Source organism: Sphingomonas sp. FW306-1B-B10E, from assembly GCF_058782005.1.
This window is the reverse complement of sequence record NZ_JBYSXG010000025.1, coordinates 42,280-59,263: the sequence shown is the minus strand read 5'-3', so window position 1 is coordinate 59,263 and position 16,984 is coordinate 42,280. Positions and strand designations below refer to the sequence as shown.

At 66.4% G+C, this 16,984-nt stretch carries 14 protein-coding genes, 1 tRNA gene and 1 riboswitch; of the genes, 8 read left to right on the top strand and 7 right to left on the bottom strand.

Annotation, left to right across the window (positions count from 1 at the left end; translation table 11 throughout):
- Positions 1 to 135: 135 nt before the first annotated feature.
- Complete coding sequence (locus AC3WJI_RS11635; RefSeq protein WP_492757433.1) at positions 136 to 594, top strand: YaiI/YqxD family protein; 459 nt, start codon at positions 136 to 138, stop codon at positions 592 to 594.
- Positions 595 to 615: 21 nt separating this feature from the next.
- Here the strand turns inward: AC3WJI_RS11635 and AC3WJI_RS11630 are convergent, their stop codons facing one another.
- From AC3WJI_RS11630 to AC3WJI_RS11620, 3 genes are all read right to left on the bottom strand, one after another.
- Positions 616 to 966, bottom strand: coding sequence for a hypothetical protein (locus tag AC3WJI_RS11630; protein ID WP_492757432.1), 351 nt, complete (start codon positions 964 to 966; stop codon positions 616 to 618).
- A gap of 666 nt (positions 967 to 1,632) precedes the next feature.
- Positions 1,633 to 2,226, bottom strand: coding sequence for an ImmA/IrrE family metallo-endopeptidase (locus tag AC3WJI_RS11625; RefSeq protein ID WP_492757431.1), 594 nt, complete (start codon positions 2,224 to 2,226; stop codon positions 1,633 to 1,635).
- Entirely contained in the window at positions 2,219 to 2,593 is a 375-nt protein-coding gene (locus AC3WJI_RS11620; protein ID WP_492757430.1) for a helix-turn-helix domain-containing protein, read from the bottom strand. Before AC3WJI_RS11620 ends, AC3WJI_RS11625 begins: the two co-directional genes overlap by 8 nt.
- Positions 2,594 to 3,320: 727 nt before the next feature.
- On the opposite strand from AC3WJI_RS11620, the gene AC3WJI_RS11615 reads away from it, so the two are divergent.
- Positions 3,321 to 4,679 (top strand): M28 family metallopeptidase, encoded by a 1,359-nt coding sequence (locus tag AC3WJI_RS11615; RefSeq protein WP_492757429.1) that lies wholly within the window; start codon positions 3,321 to 3,323, stop codon positions 4,677 to 4,679.
- Complete coding sequence (locus AC3WJI_RS11610) at positions 4,676 to 4,903, top strand: hypothetical protein (protein WP_492757428.1); 228 nt, start codon at positions 4,676 to 4,678, stop codon at positions 4,901 to 4,903. Before AC3WJI_RS11615 ends, AC3WJI_RS11610 begins: the two co-directional genes overlap by 4 nt.
- A gap of 91 nt (positions 4,904 to 4,994) precedes the next feature.
- Here the strand turns inward: AC3WJI_RS11610 and metE are convergent, their stop codons facing one another.
- Positions 4,995 to 7,274, bottom strand: a complete 2,280-nt coding sequence (metE, locus tag AC3WJI_RS11605; RefSeq protein ID WP_492757427.1) for a 5-methyltetrahydropteroyltriglutamate--homocysteine S-methyltransferase — start codon at positions 7,272 to 7,274, stop codon at positions 4,995 to 4,997.
- Positions 7,275 to 7,379: 105 nt separating this feature from the next.
- A riboswitch (cobalamin riboswitch) is annotated at positions 7,380 to 7,567 on the bottom strand.
- Positions 7,568 to 7,634: 67 nt separating this feature from the next.
- Positions 7,635 to 11,285 (bottom strand): trifunctional transcriptional regulator/proline dehydrogenase/L-glutamate gamma-semialdehyde dehydrogenase, encoded by a 3,651-nt coding sequence (gene putA, locus AC3WJI_RS11600; RefSeq protein WP_492757426.1) that lies wholly within the window; start codon positions 11,283 to 11,285, stop codon positions 7,635 to 7,637.
- Between the two features lie 98 nt (positions 11,286 to 11,383).
- On the opposite strand from putA, the gene AC3WJI_RS11595 reads away from it, so the two are divergent.
- Complete coding sequence (locus AC3WJI_RS11595) at positions 11,384 to 11,857, top strand: Lrp/AsnC family transcriptional regulator (protein ID WP_492757425.1); 474 nt, start codon at positions 11,384 to 11,386, stop codon at positions 11,855 to 11,857.
- Positions 11,858 to 11,875: 18 nt separating this feature from the next.
- Here the strand turns inward: AC3WJI_RS11595 and AC3WJI_RS11590 are convergent.
- A tRNA-Ser gene (locus tag AC3WJI_RS11590) sits at positions 11,876 to 11,965 on the bottom strand.
- 135 nt (positions 11,966 to 12,100) lie between these two features.
- Between AC3WJI_RS11590 and hspQ the strand changes: the two genes are divergently transcribed.
- Positions 12,101 to 12,481: a heat shock protein HspQ gene (gene hspQ, locus AC3WJI_RS11585; RefSeq protein WP_492757424.1), complete on the top strand. Its 381-nt coding sequence runs from the start codon at positions 12,101 to 12,103 to the stop codon at positions 12,479 to 12,481.
- 134 nt (positions 12,482 to 12,615) lie between these two features.
- On the opposite strand, the gene AC3WJI_RS11580 is transcribed toward hspQ, so the two are convergent.
- Positions 12,616 to 15,204, bottom strand: a complete 2,589-nt coding sequence (locus tag AC3WJI_RS11580) for a TonB-dependent receptor plug domain-containing protein (protein ID WP_492757423.1) — start codon at positions 15,202 to 15,204, stop codon at positions 12,616 to 12,618.
- Positions 15,205 to 15,464: 260 nt separating this feature from the next.
- Here AC3WJI_RS11580 and rplU point away from each other — a divergent pair, with 260 nt between their 5' ends.
- The 3 genes from rplU (at position 15,465) to AC3WJI_RS11565 (ending at position 16,874) form a co-directional block, all read left to right on the top strand.
- Positions 15,465 to 15,848 (top strand): 50S ribosomal protein L21, encoded by a 384-nt coding sequence (rplU, locus tag AC3WJI_RS11575; RefSeq protein WP_492757422.1) that lies wholly within the window; start codon positions 15,465 to 15,467, stop codon positions 15,846 to 15,848.
- Positions 15,849 to 15,872: 24 nt separating this feature from the next.
- Positions 15,873 to 16,142, top strand: a complete 270-nt coding sequence (rpmA, locus tag AC3WJI_RS11570) for a 50S ribosomal protein L27 (RefSeq protein ID WP_492757421.1) — start codon at positions 15,873 to 15,875, stop codon at positions 16,140 to 16,142.
- 174 nt (positions 16,143 to 16,316) lie between these two features.
- Positions 16,317 to 16,874 carry a GNAT family N-acetyltransferase gene (locus tag AC3WJI_RS11565; RefSeq protein WP_492757420.1) on the top strand — a complete coding sequence of 186 codons (558 nt, stop codon included), beginning with the start codon at positions 16,317 to 16,319 and terminating at the stop codon, positions 16,872 to 16,874.
- The last annotated feature ends 110 nt before the right edge of the window (positions 16,875 to 16,984 follow it).

Sequence of the window (16,984 nt, the reverse complement as noted above, 5' to 3'; positions counted from 1 at the left end):
CCCCCCCCCCCCCCCCGCGGCGCAAAGCGCCGCCCTACCCTCGCCAAGCTACGCTAGGCAGCAAGCTGCCAAGCTGCGCCACCTCTCCCACCGGGAGAGGTAGAGAAGCGAAGCGCCACCGAGAGGGACTGACCCATGCCCACCCCCCGCATCCTCGTCGACGCCGACGCCTGCCCGGTAAAGGAGGAGATCTACAAGGTCGCCTGGCGCCACGAGGTCCCGGTGGTGGTGGTAAGCAACCAGCACCTCCGCATCCCAGCCCACCCGTTGCTCACCCGCCAGGTGGTGAGCGACGCCTTCGACGCTGCCGACGACTGGATCGCCGAGCAATCGGCACCCGGCACGATCGTGATCACCGCCGACATCCTCTTGGCCGACCGCGCGCTCAAGGCCGGCGCCCGCGTCCTCGCCCCCAATGGCAAGCCCTTCACCACCAGCTCGATCGGCGCCGCCATCGCCACCCGCGCGATCATGGCCGACCTGCGCGCCGGCGGCGACCAGCTCGGCGGCCCCAAGCCCTTCGCCCCGGCGGACCGCTCGCGCTTCCTACAGGCGCTGGACGCGGCGGTGGTGGCGGTCAAGCGGGGCGGATAACCCGCCTACCGCACGCCGCTTCTAGGAGATGTGACCGAGCCAGGACTCGAACAGCGCGATGCAGATCCAGCCCGCAAATGCGAGAACCGCGACGATGGTCCGCATTCGACTGATTGCGGCTGCTTGGGATCGTCCGAACATGGCGCCGGTGAACAGGCAGAACAGCCCCAACATCAGCAACGCCCGGACCAGCATCCACGCCGCGCCCGAGCGAACCCAATACTCGGTGACGCTATACCCGTCGTCCGCATAGAGCTGTGCCTGTGATGCACCCGCCCAGATGATGGCGGCGACATAGCCAAGCTGTACCAACAGCATCGGTCCAACGACCAGAATGCCGACGATCCAACGTCCCCCGGTGACTGGACGCATCACAACCTCCTGGATTGAGCGGCCAACATATCACGATCGCAGGTGTTTCGAGCATTACAGCTTCGTAAGTCCGCTGGGGGCGGTGAGGAATCGACTACATGCGGAAGCCGCACCGCCGGATCTGCAACAAGGCCGGCCTGCCGAAGGACCTGCGCTTCAACAGCTTTCGAAACGGCGGGGTCACCGAGATCGGCGACGCCGACGTCGACGACACACTCGCAGTGTCCGGTCACAGCAAGCTCGAAACGACTGCGATTTACAACAAGGCAACCAGGCGAAGGCGCGGCGCATCGCGCGGGCCCGGCGCACGCATGTTGCGCCGATCACTGCCAAAGCAACCGCGAATGAGCCACGGGCTCCACACCCGGAAGTGTAGAGCCCGTTTGGAGTGTTCAGGTCAGAACCAGATTGACGCTACGCGTCCACCAGGAAGCAAAACGCCTGCAGCCCATACGAGCTTGCATAGATGCGCTTGCCTTTCCGGGTGATCCACTTGACGCAAATCCGCTTCTTCCCTGGGGGGATGTCGCTGGGATCCACGAGGGGTCTCCGTTAGGCGCGGCCGCTCGTTCTTGCTTCCTTAACCGATACCGCCTACGTGGGCAGCTGACTATGGCCGGTTGAGGATAGCTCACCCTTTTCAGGGGCCGCTTCTGATCCAGGCTTTTACTGAGGGGCGTGGTGCGAGCTGCGCTCCTTTTTTTTGCGCGGACGCCAACGAACAAGATCGTCAACGATGGTGTGGCCGAGAATGCGGGCTCGACGAAGGGCGGCATTCCGGCTGACCCCGAAGGCTTTCATAGCTGCACGGACCGTACGCTTCTTTCGGAATGCGTCCGCCGGCATTAGCAGCGCAGAGGCAAAGTACGTGGCCTGCCACTCCGGGTCGACTTGGCGATCGCGAGCGCGCGAACTGTAGTGATAAACGGGCTGACGCGTATGCATCAGCAGGTGACCGAGCTCGTGCGCGACGGTCATACGCGCACGAGGATCGGCGATTTGAAGCGCGGCGTAGGTGCTAGCGGAAAGAGTGATTTTCGGCTCGAAGTGATCCGTGCGGCCCTCGGCGCCGCCCATATCGCTGTCGAATTCGATGGCGTAATAGGCGCCCGGGTAAATCTCGTCGAGGGCCATCTCGAGAACGGGCTGCATGGCGATGCGCGCACCGGGCGCGACACCAAGCTCCCGGCGAACCAACGTCGCCAGACGCTCAATGTCACGCTCGGTTCGGCGTGCCACGCTCCCGATATGATCAGCCATTGCTTTCATCCTCCAGCATCTCGCGCAACCGCGCCTTCGCCTCGGGCTTCAGACGATTGAAGCTGAGCGCTAAATTCGAAGCCAGTTCGCGGTCCCGTGCCGAGGTGCTCGGCGACAACTCAATGGTGACGGTGCCGACATTTGCCGGCAGCGACTTCGCAGCAGCGCGGCGCAAAGCGTCGCCGTCGCTTTGGTTCAGATCCAGATAGGCAATGACTTTATTCACGAACGCTTCCTTGATCGGCTTCGCGCCCGTTTCCAGCTGGCTCAGGTAGGGCGAGCTGATGCCAAGGTCCTTTGCCATGGTCGCCAACATCAAGCCCTTCTCTTTCCTCTCCTGACGCAGCATCATTCCGAATGGCGTCATGATTCTACTCCTTGATCCGCGTGGGTCTCCTCCAACGCGTCGGATCAGCACGCGTTGCCGATTAGCTATTTAGCAAACCGGCAAAGCAAACGCAAGGGCTGGTGATTTTTTGCGATCCAGCGCGGGTCTAAGAGCGACGCGAATGTCGAAAAAGCATGTCAAGACGCGTCGCAGCCCGAGGGCTACGGACAGCGAAACGATAATCTTTCTAGTGGTTTACGGTGGTGGTTCCGCGGGGACTCGAACCCAGGACCTCTCGATTAAAAGTCGCTTTCTCCGCATGGATTATCGGCGGCTTCGAACGCCTCATGTTAGTAAGCCGTCGGTCGGCTCGCGGCCCAATTGCGATCACCCCATGCTTGCAAAATAGGATTTCACCTGCTTGCCTCAGGCAGTCGGCCATGCCGGCTGCACTCGGGGATCGACGCAATGGGCTTACATCGCAACCTCCAGCCAACACCGCGCGACAGCTTAAACTTCGTCTCAACTTCGCCGCGCGCATTGCCAACCTCCAGGTTGGCAATCGCACAGCCTGGCCAGGCCCGTTTCGCCACCTTTCCCCTCCTACCCGGGACCAAACACCCCCCGCGCGCAGTCTGGGCAAACCCGCGCCAGACGCTAAACTTTCTAAACTTCGCCGTCGCAACTTCGCCGCCGCCGCCCGCCCCGGTTGCCCTGCGCGCCGCCGCTTTCTAAGCTCGTGTCCACATCCAATCGCCGGGGCATTATGCACAGACTGAAGACCGCTCTCCTCGCCGTCACGCTGGCGGCGGGCCTGACGCTACCCGCGCACGCCCAGCGCGCGCCCGCGCCGATCACCCCCGCGCAGGTCCGCGCGCATGTCGATATCCTCGCCGGCCCGGGCTTACGCGGCCGCGGCAGCGCGACCCCCGACGAGGCCGCCGCCGCGGCCTATGTCGCGGCGATGTTCCGCGGCTATGGGCTCGCCCCCGCGCCGGGGATGACCGGCTATATCCAGCCGGTCGATGTGGTCAGCCTGCGGCTCGACGGCGCGCCGGTGCTCACTGCCAACGGTGCGAGGGTCGATGCGCCGATGCTGTTCTCGTCCAACGGCGATCCGATCCGCGGCAAGCTCACCGTCTTCGCCGGCACCGATCCCAAGGCAGCCCCCGCTGCCGACGTGCTGATCGTCACCAATCCCGCGGCCAACGGGCTCCAGATCGCCGGGCAGGTCGACCAGTCCAAGGTCAAGCTCGTCATCGTCCGCGCGACCGACGAGGTGCGCGGCTATTACGACATCATCGGCGCCCGTCCTCGCATGCCCCGCTATATCAAGGGTGAGACGCCACGCCCGCGCCGCAACATCCTCGCGCTCAGCGATGCCGCGTTCGACAAGCTCGCCGCGCAGGACGGCGCCGACATCGCGCTTGAATTGCCCGGGCTGGTCGAGCAGGCGCAGGTCACCACCAATGCGCTCGGCTATCTCCCCGGCACCGATCCCGCCGCGGGCGTGCTGCTGGTCAGCGCGCATCTCGACCATCTCGGGGTGCGCCCCGACGGCAAGGTGATGTACGGCGCCAATGACGACGCCTCGGGCACCGCCGCGGTGCTCGAGCTGGCGCGCAGCCTCGCCGGCAAGAAGCATCGCCGCGGCATCCTGTTCGCCGCTTATGGCAGCGAGGAGGCGGGCGGCTTCGGTGCGCGCTGGTTCGGCGCGCATCCGCCGGTGCCGCTCAGCGATATCGTCGCCAATCTCGAGATCGAGATGATCGGCCAGCAGGACCCCAAGCTCCCCGCCGGCACGATGATGATGACCGGCTATGAGCGCTCGACCTTCGGCGAGACCCTGAAGGCGCACGGCGCCCTGGTCACCACCGATCCCTATCCCGAGCAGAACTTCTTCCAGCGCTCGGACAATTACGCGCTCGCGCTGAAGGGCGTGGTCGCGCACACCGTCTCGGGCTGGGCGACGGTGCCCACCTACCACACCCCCGAGGATACGATCGAGCGGCTCGACCTGCCGTTCATGGCGCGCGCGATCCAGTCGCTGGTCGCGCCGCTGGCGAGCCTGGCGGACAGCAAGGCCAAGCCCGAATGGAAGCCGGGCGGCCGGCCGAGCGAATGACCGCGGGCGAGCTCCAGGATCTGCTGGTCACCGCCCTGGTCCGCCAGGCGGGCGGCACCAAGCGCGACTGGCGCGCGGCGCTGGGCAAGGTCCGCGTCTACAGCGCCGAGACCCACCCGCACTGCAACTGGTCGGTCGCGCCGTCCGGCAGCAACGGCGAGAATGCGATCATCGAGCGCCTGCTCGACGATTTCCGCGGGCGCTATCCGCTGGTGACGGAGTGACCAACTTCCCTCTCCCGTCGGGAGAGGGAGGGGCCCGCTCGGCGCAGCCGAGTGGGAGGGTGAGGGCCAGGCCAGACCCCCACCCCACCCGTCACGCTTCGGCGCGCAACGCCTTCGCCGCCGCGACCATCGCCTCGATCGCCGGCTTCACTTCCGGCCATTTCCGCGTCTTGAGCCCGCAATCGGGGTTCACCCAAAGCTGCTCGGGCCGGAGATGCGCTTGCGCAAGCCGCATCAGCGCGACCATCTCGTCCTCGCCCGGCACCCGCGGCGCGTGGATGTCGTACACCCCCGGCCCGATCGCCCCCGGATAGCGATACGCCGCGAAGCCTTCGAGCAGCTCCATCTGCGACCGCGCCGTCTCGATCGAGATCACGTCGGCGTCCATCGCCCCGATCGCCGGAAGGATGTCGTTGAACTCGGAATAGCACATATGGGTGTGGATCTGGGTGGCGTCGCCCACCCCGGCCGCGGACAGCCGGAAGGCGGCCACCGCCCAGTCGAGATAGGCCTGCCAGTCGCGCTTGCGCAGCGGCAGGCCTTCGCGGAGAGCGGCCTCGTCGATCTGGATCGCCTTGCATCCGGCGGCCTCGAGGTCGGTCACTTCGTCGCGGATCGCCAGCGCGATCTGCTTGCAGCTCTCGGCCCGCGGCTGGTCATCGCGGACGAACGACCAGTTGAGGATCGTCACCGGCCCGGTGAGCATGCCCTTGACCGGCTTGTCGGTGAGCGACTGGGCGTAGCGCCACCATTCGACGGTCATCGGCTCGGGCCGCGAGACGTCGCCATAGAGGATCGGCGGCCGCACGCAGCGCGAGCCATAGGACTGGACCCAGCCATTGACGGTGAACGCAAAGCCCGAAAGCTGCTCGCCGAAATACTGGACCATGTCGTTGCGCTCGAACTCGCCGTGGACGAGCATGTCGAGCCCGACCTCTTCCTGCCAGCGGATCGTGCGCTCGGTCTCCTCCCGCAGAAACGCGTCGTACGCCGCCGCTTCGAGCTCGCCACGGTTGAACCGCGCCCGGGCATTGCGGACCTCGCCGGTCTGGGGGAAGGAACCGATGGTCGTGGTCGGGAAAGCGGGCAAATCGAGCACCGCCGCCTGCGCCGCTGCGCGCTCGGCGATATCCGCCTGGCGCTCGATCATCGCATCGGTCACCGCCGCGGTCCGCGCCGCGACCGCCGGGTTGTGGACCAATGGCGACGCCCGCCGGCTCGCATTGGCCTTGGCCGACGCCGCAAGCTCGGCGGCCACGCTGTCCCGCCCTTCGTTGATCGCCCGCTTGAGCACCGCCAGCTCCTCGACCTTCTGCACGGCGAAGGCCAGCCATTCGGCCACCTCGCCGAGCTTCTTCTCGAGCGCGAGGTCGACCGGCACGTGAAGCAGCGAGCAGGACGGCGCGAGCACCAGGTCGCGAGTCGCCGCGATCGGCTCGATCCGGTCGAGCAGTGCCTCGAGATCGGCGCGCCAGACGTTGCGCCCATCAACCACCCCGAGCGAGAGCAGCAGCGACTTGGGCGCGGCCTTGAGCAACGGATCAAGCTGCTCGAGCGCGCGAACGAGGTCGACATGCAGTCCCGCCACCGGCAACGCCGCGGCGAAGGAGAGATTGTCGCCCAGCCCGCCGAAATAGGTCGCGAGCATCAGTTTGGGTCCCGAGCGCGACAGCTTGGCATAGGCCCGGGTCAGCGCGCGACGCTGCTTGTCGTCGAGGTCGAGCACCAGCACCGGCTCGTCGATCTGCACCCATTCGGCGCCGGCATGGGCGAGCTGGCCCAGGATCGCGGCATAGAGCCCGAGCACTTCATCGAGATAGTCGAACGGATCGACTCCGCGTCCCTTGGCGAGGCTCAGCCACGTCACCGGCCCGAGCAGCACCGGCCGCGTGTCATAGCCCTGCACCTTGGCCTCGCGATACTCGTCGACCACCTTGAGCCGGTTGAGCGCGAGCTTCTGCCCCTCAGCGAGTTCGGGGACGAGATAGTGATAATTGGTGTCGAACCACTTGGTCATCTCGCACGCCGTGACGCTGCCATGGCTGCATCCGGTATCCCCGGTGGTGCCGCGCGCCATCGCGAAATAGGTCGCCAGGCCCGCCTCGCCGTCGGCGCTGCGGTAGCGCTCGGGGATCGCCCCGAGCATGATGCTGGTATCGAGGACATGATCGTAGAACGAGAAGTCGTTCGAGGGCAGCCAGTCGGCGCCGAGCGCCTTCTGCCGCGCCCAGGCGGCGGTGCGCAGCCCCGCACCTGCCTCGAGCAACTCGGCCTCGCTAGACTTCCCTGCCCAATGCGCTTCGAGCGCGTGCTTCAGTTCGCGCCGCGGGCCGATGCGCGGAAATCCCAAGGTAGCAACGGTAGTGGTCATCTTCTTCAACCCCGAAGAGAGGCGAAGCGCCGAGACCAGACGCACGCGCACGCAACCCGGGAACCGGCCGGCACGCAAGCGGCCAATCCGGGCACCCCGCCGGTGGACGTTATCTCGTCGAAGGCAGGTCTCCTGGCTCGCGGGTCAGCGCGGCGGTCCGTCTTCCCGGGGCAAGCCCCAGTGACATGGTTGGACCGCAGCTCGCCGCTTACAGTTGCGGGGGCAGCGCCGGCATCGCACCGGCTTCCCGTCTTAGCTCCGACGCAGGGCGAGCCCCGGACGAAGAACCTTGACCCTCTCCAGATCGCACCGACCCGCGGGGCAGTCAAGCATCATATAAAGAAATCTTTATATGATGCGTCAGCCGAGCATCATCAGGCTGGCATTGCCGCCCGCCGCGGTGGTGTTGATCGAGATCGAAACCTCCTCGACCAGCAGGGTGAGGCTATAGGCATCCGCCTCGGTCAGCGCCGCGCTCGCCGCCGCCTGGACCGGGACGATCGGCCCCGGCTTCGTCGCGAGAGCCTGCAGCAATTCGGTCACCCGGTCCGCGTCGCCCTCGACCAGCGCCGCCGAAACCTCGCCGGCATCGCTCTGGATCCGGGCGCGCACGCTCGGCGGCAGCTCCGCCAGAACGGCGGTCAGACCGGCGTCGGCCTCGACCACCGCATCGTTGCCCGTCGCCAGCGTGGCGGCGAGTTGGTGGAACAGCCCTTCCCGGCTCTCCGGTGCAAGCAGGATCGTGCCGCGCGGATGCAGCGCGTAGACGTTGCGCTCGCCCACCGGCCCCGGAAGCTCGACTTCGCGGCCGAGCGGCGAGGACGCATCGAGCTGCAACGCAAGCATCGCCGCCTGCTTCTCGCCCGCTTGGTCCAGCCAAGCGGCGAGATCGGTCAGCGCCGGATCGACCACCGCCTCGCCGCGTGGCGCCGGCGCCACGTCGCGCACCAGTCGCGGCAGATAGAGCGGCCCACCCGCCTTGGGCCCGGTCCCCGAAAGCCCGCGCCCGCCGAACGGCTGGACTCCAACGATCGCGCCGATGACGTTGCGGTTGATGTAAAGGTTCCCCGCCTTGATCCGGCCGGTGACCTCGGCGATCGTCTCGTCCAGCCGGGTGTGCAGGCCGAAGGTCAGCCCATAGCCCGTGGCGTTGATCGCATCGATCAGCTCGTCGAGCTTTTCGCGCCGGTAGCGGATCACGTGGAGCACCGGCCCGAACACTTCGCGCTCCAGATCGGCGATATTGTCGAGCTCGATGATCGTCGGCGGCACGAAGGTGCCGTGCGCGGTCTCGGGCAGCATCTCCTGCTGCTCGACGCGGCGGCCGCGGCCGCGCATCGCTTCGATATGCTTCTCAATATTCGCCTTCGCCTCGGCGGTGATCACCGGGCCGATATCGACCGCGAGCCGATCGGTATTGCCGATCCGCAACTCGGCGAGCGCACCCCTGAGCATCGCCAAGGTGCGGTCGGCGACCTCCTCCTGCAGGCACAAGATGCGCAACGCCGAGCAGCGCTGTCCCGCGCTGTCGAACGCAGAGGCGATGGTGTCGGCGACCACCTGCTCGGCGAGCGCCGACGAATCGACGATCATCGCATTCTGCCCGCCGGTCTCGGCGATCAGTGGGATCGGCTTGCCGTCGCTCGAGAGTCGCTCGGCGAGCTGCTGCTGGATCAGCCGCGCGACTTCGGTCGAGCCGGTGAACATCACGCCCGCAGTCTCGGGCGCACCGACCAGGGCCGCGCCGATCGTGCCGTCGCCGGGGACCAGCTGAAGTGCATCGGCAGGCACGCCCGCCGCGTGCAGCAGCCGCACCGATTCGGCGGCGATCAGCGGCGTCTCCTCGGCCGGCTTGGCGAGCACCGGATTGCCCGCGACGAGCGCCGCGGCGACCTGCCCCGTGAAGATCGCCAGCGGGAAATTCCAAGGGCTGATGCACACCACCGGGCCGAGCGGCTGCCGGTCGCCGAGCGTCCGCGCCTGGACGGCATAATAGCGCAGGAAATCGACCGCCTCGCGCACCTCGGCGATCGCATTAGGCACCGACTTGCCCGCCTCGCGGACGGTGAGCCCGATCAGCAGCGGCATCCGCGCTTCCATCGCATCCGCCGCGCGCTCGAGCATGACCGCACGTGCGTCGACGGGGACCGCACGCCAGTCAGAGCCCGCGGCGCAGGCAACAGCGTCGCGCGCGGCTTCGGGCGTGACTTCGACCACGCTGCCGACCACGTCGCGATGATCGGCGGGGTTGAGCACGGGACGCTCGCTCCCCTCGCCTACCGCCGCGCGCCACTGGACCGCCGCGCGCCACTGGACCGCCGCGCGCCACTGGACCGCCGCGCTCTCCTGCAGCGCCTCGCTCAGCGCGGCGAGCGCGGTCTCGTTGGCCAGATCGATCCCGGCGGAGTTGCGCCGATCGGGATAGAGCTCGACGGGCAGCGCGATCGCATCGTGCTTGGCGCCCGGCAGCGGCGCGCTACGCACCAGTGCGACCGGATCGACGACGAGTTCATCTATCGACACCGCCGGATCAGCGACACGATTGACGAATGACGAGTTCGCCCCGTTCTCGAGCAGCCGTCGGACCAGATAAGCGAGCAACTTCTCATGCGTGCCCACCGGCGCATAGATGCGGCATGGCCGGCCCAAGCCGTCCGCGCCCACGACTTGCCGATACAGCGGCTCGCCCATGCCGTGGAGGCACTGGAACTCGTAATCGCCGAGCGTAAAATCGGGACCGGCAATCTGGTAGATCGTCGCGAGCGTCAGCGCGTTGTGCGTCGCGAATTGCGGGAAGATCACGTCCTTCGCCGCGAGCAGCTTCCGCGCGCATGCGACATAGGCCACGTCGGTGTGGATCTTGCGCGTATAGACCGGGAAGTCGGCGAGCCCATCGACCTGCGCGCGCTTGATCTCGGCGTCCCAATAGGCCCCCTTGACCAGCCGCACCATGATCCGTCGCCCGGCGCGACGGGCGAGATCGACGATCCAGTCGATCACGAACGGGCAGCGCTTACCATAGGCCTGCACCACGAACCCCAGTCCGTTCCAGCTGGCCAGCGCCGGATCGAGCGCCAGCGATTCGAGCAGGTCGAGCGACAGCTCGAGCCGGTCGGCCTCCTCGGCGTCGATGTTGAAACCGATGTCGTACGACTTGGCGAGCACCGCCAGCGCCTGCACCCGCGGCAGCAATTCGCCCATCACCCGGTCGGCCTGCGCGCGCGCATAGCGCGGGTGCAGCGCCGAGAGCTTGATCGAGATGCCCGGCCCTTCATAGATACCGCGCCCGCCCGCAGCCTTGCCGATCGCGTGGATCGCTCCGGTATAGTCGTCGAAATAGCTCGCAGCGTCCTTGGCAGTCGCGGCCGCCTCGCCGAGCATGTCGTAGCTGTAGCCGAAGCCGCGCGCTTCTTCCTTGCGGGCGCGCTTGAGTGCCTCCGCGATCGTCTCGCCGGTGATGAACTGCTCGCCCATCATGCGCATCGCTAGGTCGACGCCGCGGCGGATCACCGGCTCGCCGGCGCGCGCGATCAACCGAGTGAGCGCGGCGCCCAGCCCCTTGTCGTCGGCGCTCTCGACCAGCCTGCCGGTCACCACCAGTCCCCAGGTCGCCGCGTTGACGAACAGCGAGCGGCTGCCGCCGAGATGCGCGCGCCAGTCGCCATCGGCGATCTTGTCGCGAATCAGCGCGTCGCGCGTCGCATCGTCGGGGATGCGCAGCAATGCCTCGGCGAGGCACATCAAGGCGACGCCCTCCTCGCTCGACAGCGTGTATTCCTGGACGAGCGCCTCGACTCCGCTCTTGGTGCCCTCCTTGCGCAGCGCCGCGATCAGCGCGCGCGCCGTGCTCTCCGCATCGGCGCGAACCACCTCCGGCAAGGTCGCCGCTTCGAGCAACGGCGCGAGGCATTCGGGCTCGGCCCGGCGATAGGCCTGGGTGATCGCGACGCGCAGCGGCGTCTGGGGGCGGATCGGCGGGGCAAAGGCCGCGAAGGCAGAGTTGGTAGGCATGATCCGCCCATAGCCGAAAGGCGAAAGTCGATCTGTCTTACTTTACTCGACCAGACTATGTGGGTGATCCAATTTTAGCCTCTCAAAAGTCGATACGTATGGAAATTCCGCCAAATCCAGTCGATCTGGACGAATATGACCGCAAGATCCTCGCCGTCCTGCGCGAAGACGGCAGGATCACCGTCACCGATCTCGCCCAGCGCATCGGCCTGTCCAAGACTCCGTGCCAGCAGCGACTCAAGCGGCTGATCGAGACGCGCGTGATCCTCGGCTTCACTGCATTGATCGATCCGGCCAAGCTCGCGCTCGATCACGTCGCCTTCGCCGAGGTCAAATTGTCCGACACGCGCGAAAAGGCGCTCGACGAATTCAACGCCGCGGTCCGGCGCATCCCCGAGGTCGAGGAATGCCACATGATCGCGAGCAGCTTCGATTATCTGCTCAAGGTCCGCACCGCCGACATCCGCAAGTACCGAATCGTGCTGGGCGAGCGCATCTCGAGCCTGCCACACGTCGCGAGCACCTCGACCTATATCTCGATGGAGACGATCCGCGAGACCGTTCGGGGCTGAGCCCGCTGCGCAAGGAAGTGGCGGAGAGGGTGGGATTCGAACCCACGGTACCCGTGAGGGCACGCCGCATTTCGAGTGCGGTACATTCGACCACTCTGCCACCTCTCCGCGAGGTCATTTGATGCCGTTGTCGGGGTTTCCGACGAGCGCCACCGGTCGATAGAGCGCGGGCCATTAGCCGAGTCATTTGAGCGACGCAAGCTCCGCGCTTGTGCGGAGGCCAAGAGGCACTAAATTGTTGGCATGTCGCGTACACCCACTCCCAGCCTGCCGCTCGAAGCCGCCGTCCCGATGCCGCCGGTTTCCTCCGCGCGCTTCGCGATCGGCGACGTCGTGCGCCATCGGCTGTTCGATTTCCGCGGGGTGATTTTCGACGTCGACCCGGTCTTCGCCAATTCGGACGAATGGTACGAGGCGATCCCAGAGGACGTCCGCCCGCGCAAAGACCAGCCTTTCTATCACTTGCTCGCCGAGAATACCGAGTCGAGCTACATCGCGTATGTCAGCCAGCAGAACCTCGTCGTCGACGAGAGCGACGAGCCGGTCGACCATCCGGCGATCAGCGGGTTGTTCGAGCGCTATGCCGGCGGCCGCTACAAGCTGAAGCCACATCACCGGCACTGAGCCAACGACCGCGGGCGGCCTTCTGCGCTCCCCTCCCGCTCGCGGGAGGGGTCGGGGGAGGGCCTGGCCGCAAACCGCGCCGCCTGAGGCACCTCCCTCCCCTAACCCCTCCCGCAAGCGGGAGGGGAGTCTGATCAGAAATCGAACGCGATTCGCGAATAGACGAAGCGTCCGTTGAAGCCGAACGGCGAGAAGGACGAATAAGGCAGGAAATAATTGTTCGTGCCGTACACCCCGCCCGCCGGCGCCTTGGTGGGATAGACGTCGAACACATTGTCCGCGCCCACTGCGAGCTGGACGCCCGGCAGCGCCTGGACCCGCACCTCGAGGTCTGTGATCCACTTGGGCTCGAGCCAGTAATCCGCGACGCCCTGCCCTGCCGGGATCGCCAGGTCGGTCGAGCTGCCGGTCGACAGCACCCGGCCATAGCGGTTGGTCCGCACGGTGAGCCCGACCGGCTTCAGGTCCCAATCCAGCGACGCATTGATCTTGTCGCGCGGCTGGCCGTCGGTAAGGCGCAGCGATTCGGAGCGGCCGAACACGATCAGCCCGGGCAGCGACGGCAGCGAGGCGCGATCGGTGATCTTGGTCTGGTTGTGGTTGTACCCCGCCGACAAAGTGAAGCGTCCCGCGCCGAAATCGGGCACCTTGTAGGTCGCGACGACGTCGACGCCCTGGGTGCGCGTGTCGACGCCGTTGACGAAGAAGCGCGCCGACGTGGCGTTGGTGATCCCCGCGCCGGTCAGCAAGGCGACCACCGCCGCGCCGCTCAGCGATTCGCTCAGCACCACGCGGTCGCGGATCTTGATGTTGTAATAGTCTGCGGTGAGCGTGAGCCCCGGCACCAGCGAAAACACCACGCCCGCGCCGAGATTGGTCGACTTCTCGGGGTTGAGGTCCTTCGCGCCGAGCGCCCGCGACACCGGATCGGAGACCGCGAAGGTGCCGGTTTCGATCAGATTGCCGCCGGTGAACACCGTGGAGGTCGCCGTGAAATATTGCTGTGCCAAGCTCGGCGCGCGGAAGCCGGTCGAGGCCGAACCGCGAATGGCGATGCCCTGCACCGGCTCGAGCCGCGCCGCGACCTTGCCGTTCCAAGTGTCGCCGAAGTCCGAATAATGCTCGTAGCGCCCGGCAAGCTGGACCGACAGGAAGTCGGTCACGTCGGCATCGGCCTCGGCATAGCCGGCCCAGCTATTGCGCGACACGTCGGTGGCGTTGTTCGGGCGGAAGCCCGGAAACACCTGCGATCCGCCCGCGGCGTTGAACGGCGCGGCGGAGAACGGCCCGTTGATGTAGCTCGCGACGTCACCCGCGACGATCTTGTAATTCTCGTTGCGATACTCGCCGCCGAACGCGATCCCGAACGATTGCAGCCCGGCAAAGTCGAACTTCCGGCTCAGGTCGAGATTGACCACCGTCTGCCCCGAGCGCAGCCCGCCCGCATAGAAATTGCGCGGGCTGTTCGCCGCACCGAGCGAGACGTTGACGCTGTTGGTCACCTTATAGTCGAGCTGGTTCGAGCCGTAGACCACCGACAGATCGCCGGTGAACCCGCCGATATCGCCGCGGATGCCCACCGCGCCCGAGACGTCCTCGACCTCGGTAGCGATGTACGGGAGATAGCCGTCGGCGAAGATCGGCACGAACGTCGTCGTCGAGGCCGACCAGTCGCGGTTGCGGACGTCATTAGCGCGACGATAGAAGCCGCCGCCCGAGGCGTCGCGAATGCCATAGCTGCCGAAGGCGTAGAGTTCGAAGCCGCCGCCCAATTCATAGCCGGCATTGGCGAACAAATTGTAGTCGATCGCCTCGCCGTCGCCATAGCGGTGGGTAAAGCGGTCGATCGTCAGCTCGCGTGGATCGCCGACGGTCAGATACTGACGGCGCGGATCGGCGCCCGAGCGGTTGGTCGGGTCGCGGTCGCGGAACTGCGCGGTGAGGTTGAGATAGCCGCCCTTGCCGACCGGCAGCCCGAAATTGGTCGCCAGAGTCAGCGTGTCGCCGTCGTGCCGCTCGCGATCGCCGTCGGTGTTGAGCTGGAGAATGTCGTTGGTCACGCCGCCGGGGGTGAGCACGGTCGGGATGCCGCCGCTATTCGCGACTCCGGTCACGTCGCCCACGCCGTCCATCGAAGTGAGGTACTTGCCGTAGGTGATGCTCGCCCGCGCGCCTTCGCTGCGGCGCAGCTGGAGGTTGATAACGCCGGCGATCGCGTCCGAGCCGTAGAGGGACGACGCGCCGTCGCGCAGGATCTCGACTCGGTCGATCGCGATCGCGGGGATCTCGTTGAGATCGACCGCCGACGAGCCGCGGCCGACCGAACCGTTGAGGTTGAGCAGCGCCGACTGGTGCCGTCGCTTGCCGTTGACCAGCACGAGCACTTGATCGGGCGCAAGTCCGCGCAGGGTGGCGGGGCGCTGCGAATCGGTGCCGTCGACCAGCGAGGGCTGCGGGAAGTTGAACGAAGGAACGAGATCGCGCAGCACGCGGTTGGTCTCGGTCGCACCCGATTTGGTCAGTGCCTCCCCGCCGATCACATCGACCGGGACCGGGCTGTCGGCGACGCTGCGCTCGGCGACGCGCGAGCCGGTGACGACGATTTCCTCGCCACCCGTCTCCTCGGCCACGGGAGCCGCGGCAGGATCGACGGTCTGCGCCGCGGAGGAACCGGCAAAGGCGATCAGCGACGCGCCGGCGAGAAACGAAATACGTGCAAACATGGGCTACTCTCCTGGAAGCCTCAGGTACATCCTACCCTGATTCCAGCAAGATACGCGGCGGCACCTTCAGAACGAAAGTGCAACCTCCTCCAGTTCGATATAGATTTTCTTCTCGATACAGGCGGGACATGGCCGCCTGAGCAAAAGTCAAAGAATCGCACCACTGGCGGTTGACTTCCGCACCCTCTTCCCTTAGCTGCGCCCTTCCTCCTGCCGGGGCAACCCTTGGCGGGCACATGCTTTTGTTAGAGAAGAGACCCATGTTCGCTATCGTGCGCACGGGCGGCAAGCAGTATCGCGTCGCCGCCGGAGACAAGATCGTCGTCGAGAAGCTCGAGGGCGAGGCCGGCTCGTCGATCACGCTGGGCGACGTCCTGCTCGCCGGCGAAGGCAGCGAGCTGAAGTCGGTCGAGGGCCTCACGGTCGCCGCCGAGATCGTCGCGCAGGCGAAGGGCGAGAAGGTCATCGTCTTCAAGAAGCGCCGCCGGCATAACTATCGCCGCAAGAACGGCCATCGCCAGAACCACACGATCCTGAAGATCACCGCGATCGGTGCCCAGGAAGAGAAGAAGAAGGCTGCGCCCAAGGCGAAGAAGGCCGACGCTGCTCCCGCGACCGCGGAAGCTCCGGCTGCCGAAGCATAAGCGCAAGTTCGAGGAGTATAGCAAATGGCACATAAGAAAGCAGGCGGCTCTTCGCGCAACGGTCGCGACTCGGCAGGCCGTCGTCTCGGCGTCAAGAAGTTCGGCAGCGAAGCAGTCGTCGCCGGCAACATCATCGTGCGTCAGCGCGGCACCAAGATTTATCCGGGCGTGAACGTGGGCATGGGCAAGGACCACACCCTTTTCGCGCTTACCGACGGCCGCGTGTCGTTCAAGGTCGGCAAGCTCGGCCGCAAGTTCTGCTCGGTAGACCTTATTGCGGAAGCAGCCGAATAACATCGGGTAACCGGACGGGTTGCCCACCAGGGTGGCCCGGGTCCGGCGAACGGACCAGCTGAAAAGGGAGACGGGCCACCCCGGCTCCCTTTTTTATTGCTCCCTCGAAATGCGGCTGCAAACTGGGTGTCACAGGGACACGCCAGGGGCACCGCAAGACCGAGGAGACTGGTCATGTTCGTGCGTACGCAGAGACTGACGTTGCGGCCCGGCTGGCGCGAGGACGCCCCCGAGCTGGCCCGGGCAATCGGGCATGAGAGCGTGGTGCGCAATCTCGCCCGCGCGCCCTGGCCCTATACCGAAGAAGCCGCCGAGAGCTTCGCCGCGAGCTTCGAAGACGCGACGGAGCCGAAGTTCCTGATGTTCGAACATCAGGACGGCGTGGTGCGGCTGATCGGCTGCATCAGCATCGACGCTGTGCGGGACGAGCCGCACGAGCTCGGCTATTGGATCACGCCCAGCGCCTGGGGGCGAGGCTATGCCACCGAAGCCGGGGCTGCGGTCCTCCGCACGGCGCAGGCAATGGGCATACGCCGCGTCACCGCCTGTCATTTTCTCGACAATCCGGCGTCGGGGCGCGTGCTGCGCAAGCTCGGGTTCCGCGCGACGGGCCGGGTCGTACCGATGTACTCGCGCGGTCGCGGTGAAGCCGTGTCCGCGGCGCGCTTCGAGATCGACCTCGTCGAGACCGGCACCGTCGACAATGACCCGCGAGCCCGCATGGCGGCGTGACCCAGGTCACGTCGCCGGCAATCGCATGTACTGTGCCACGGTCGCGAAAGTCGCGCGCATTCCGCGCTTTCGCCGCTGCGTGTCCTCCCCTAAGCCGGAGGTTTCAGGGG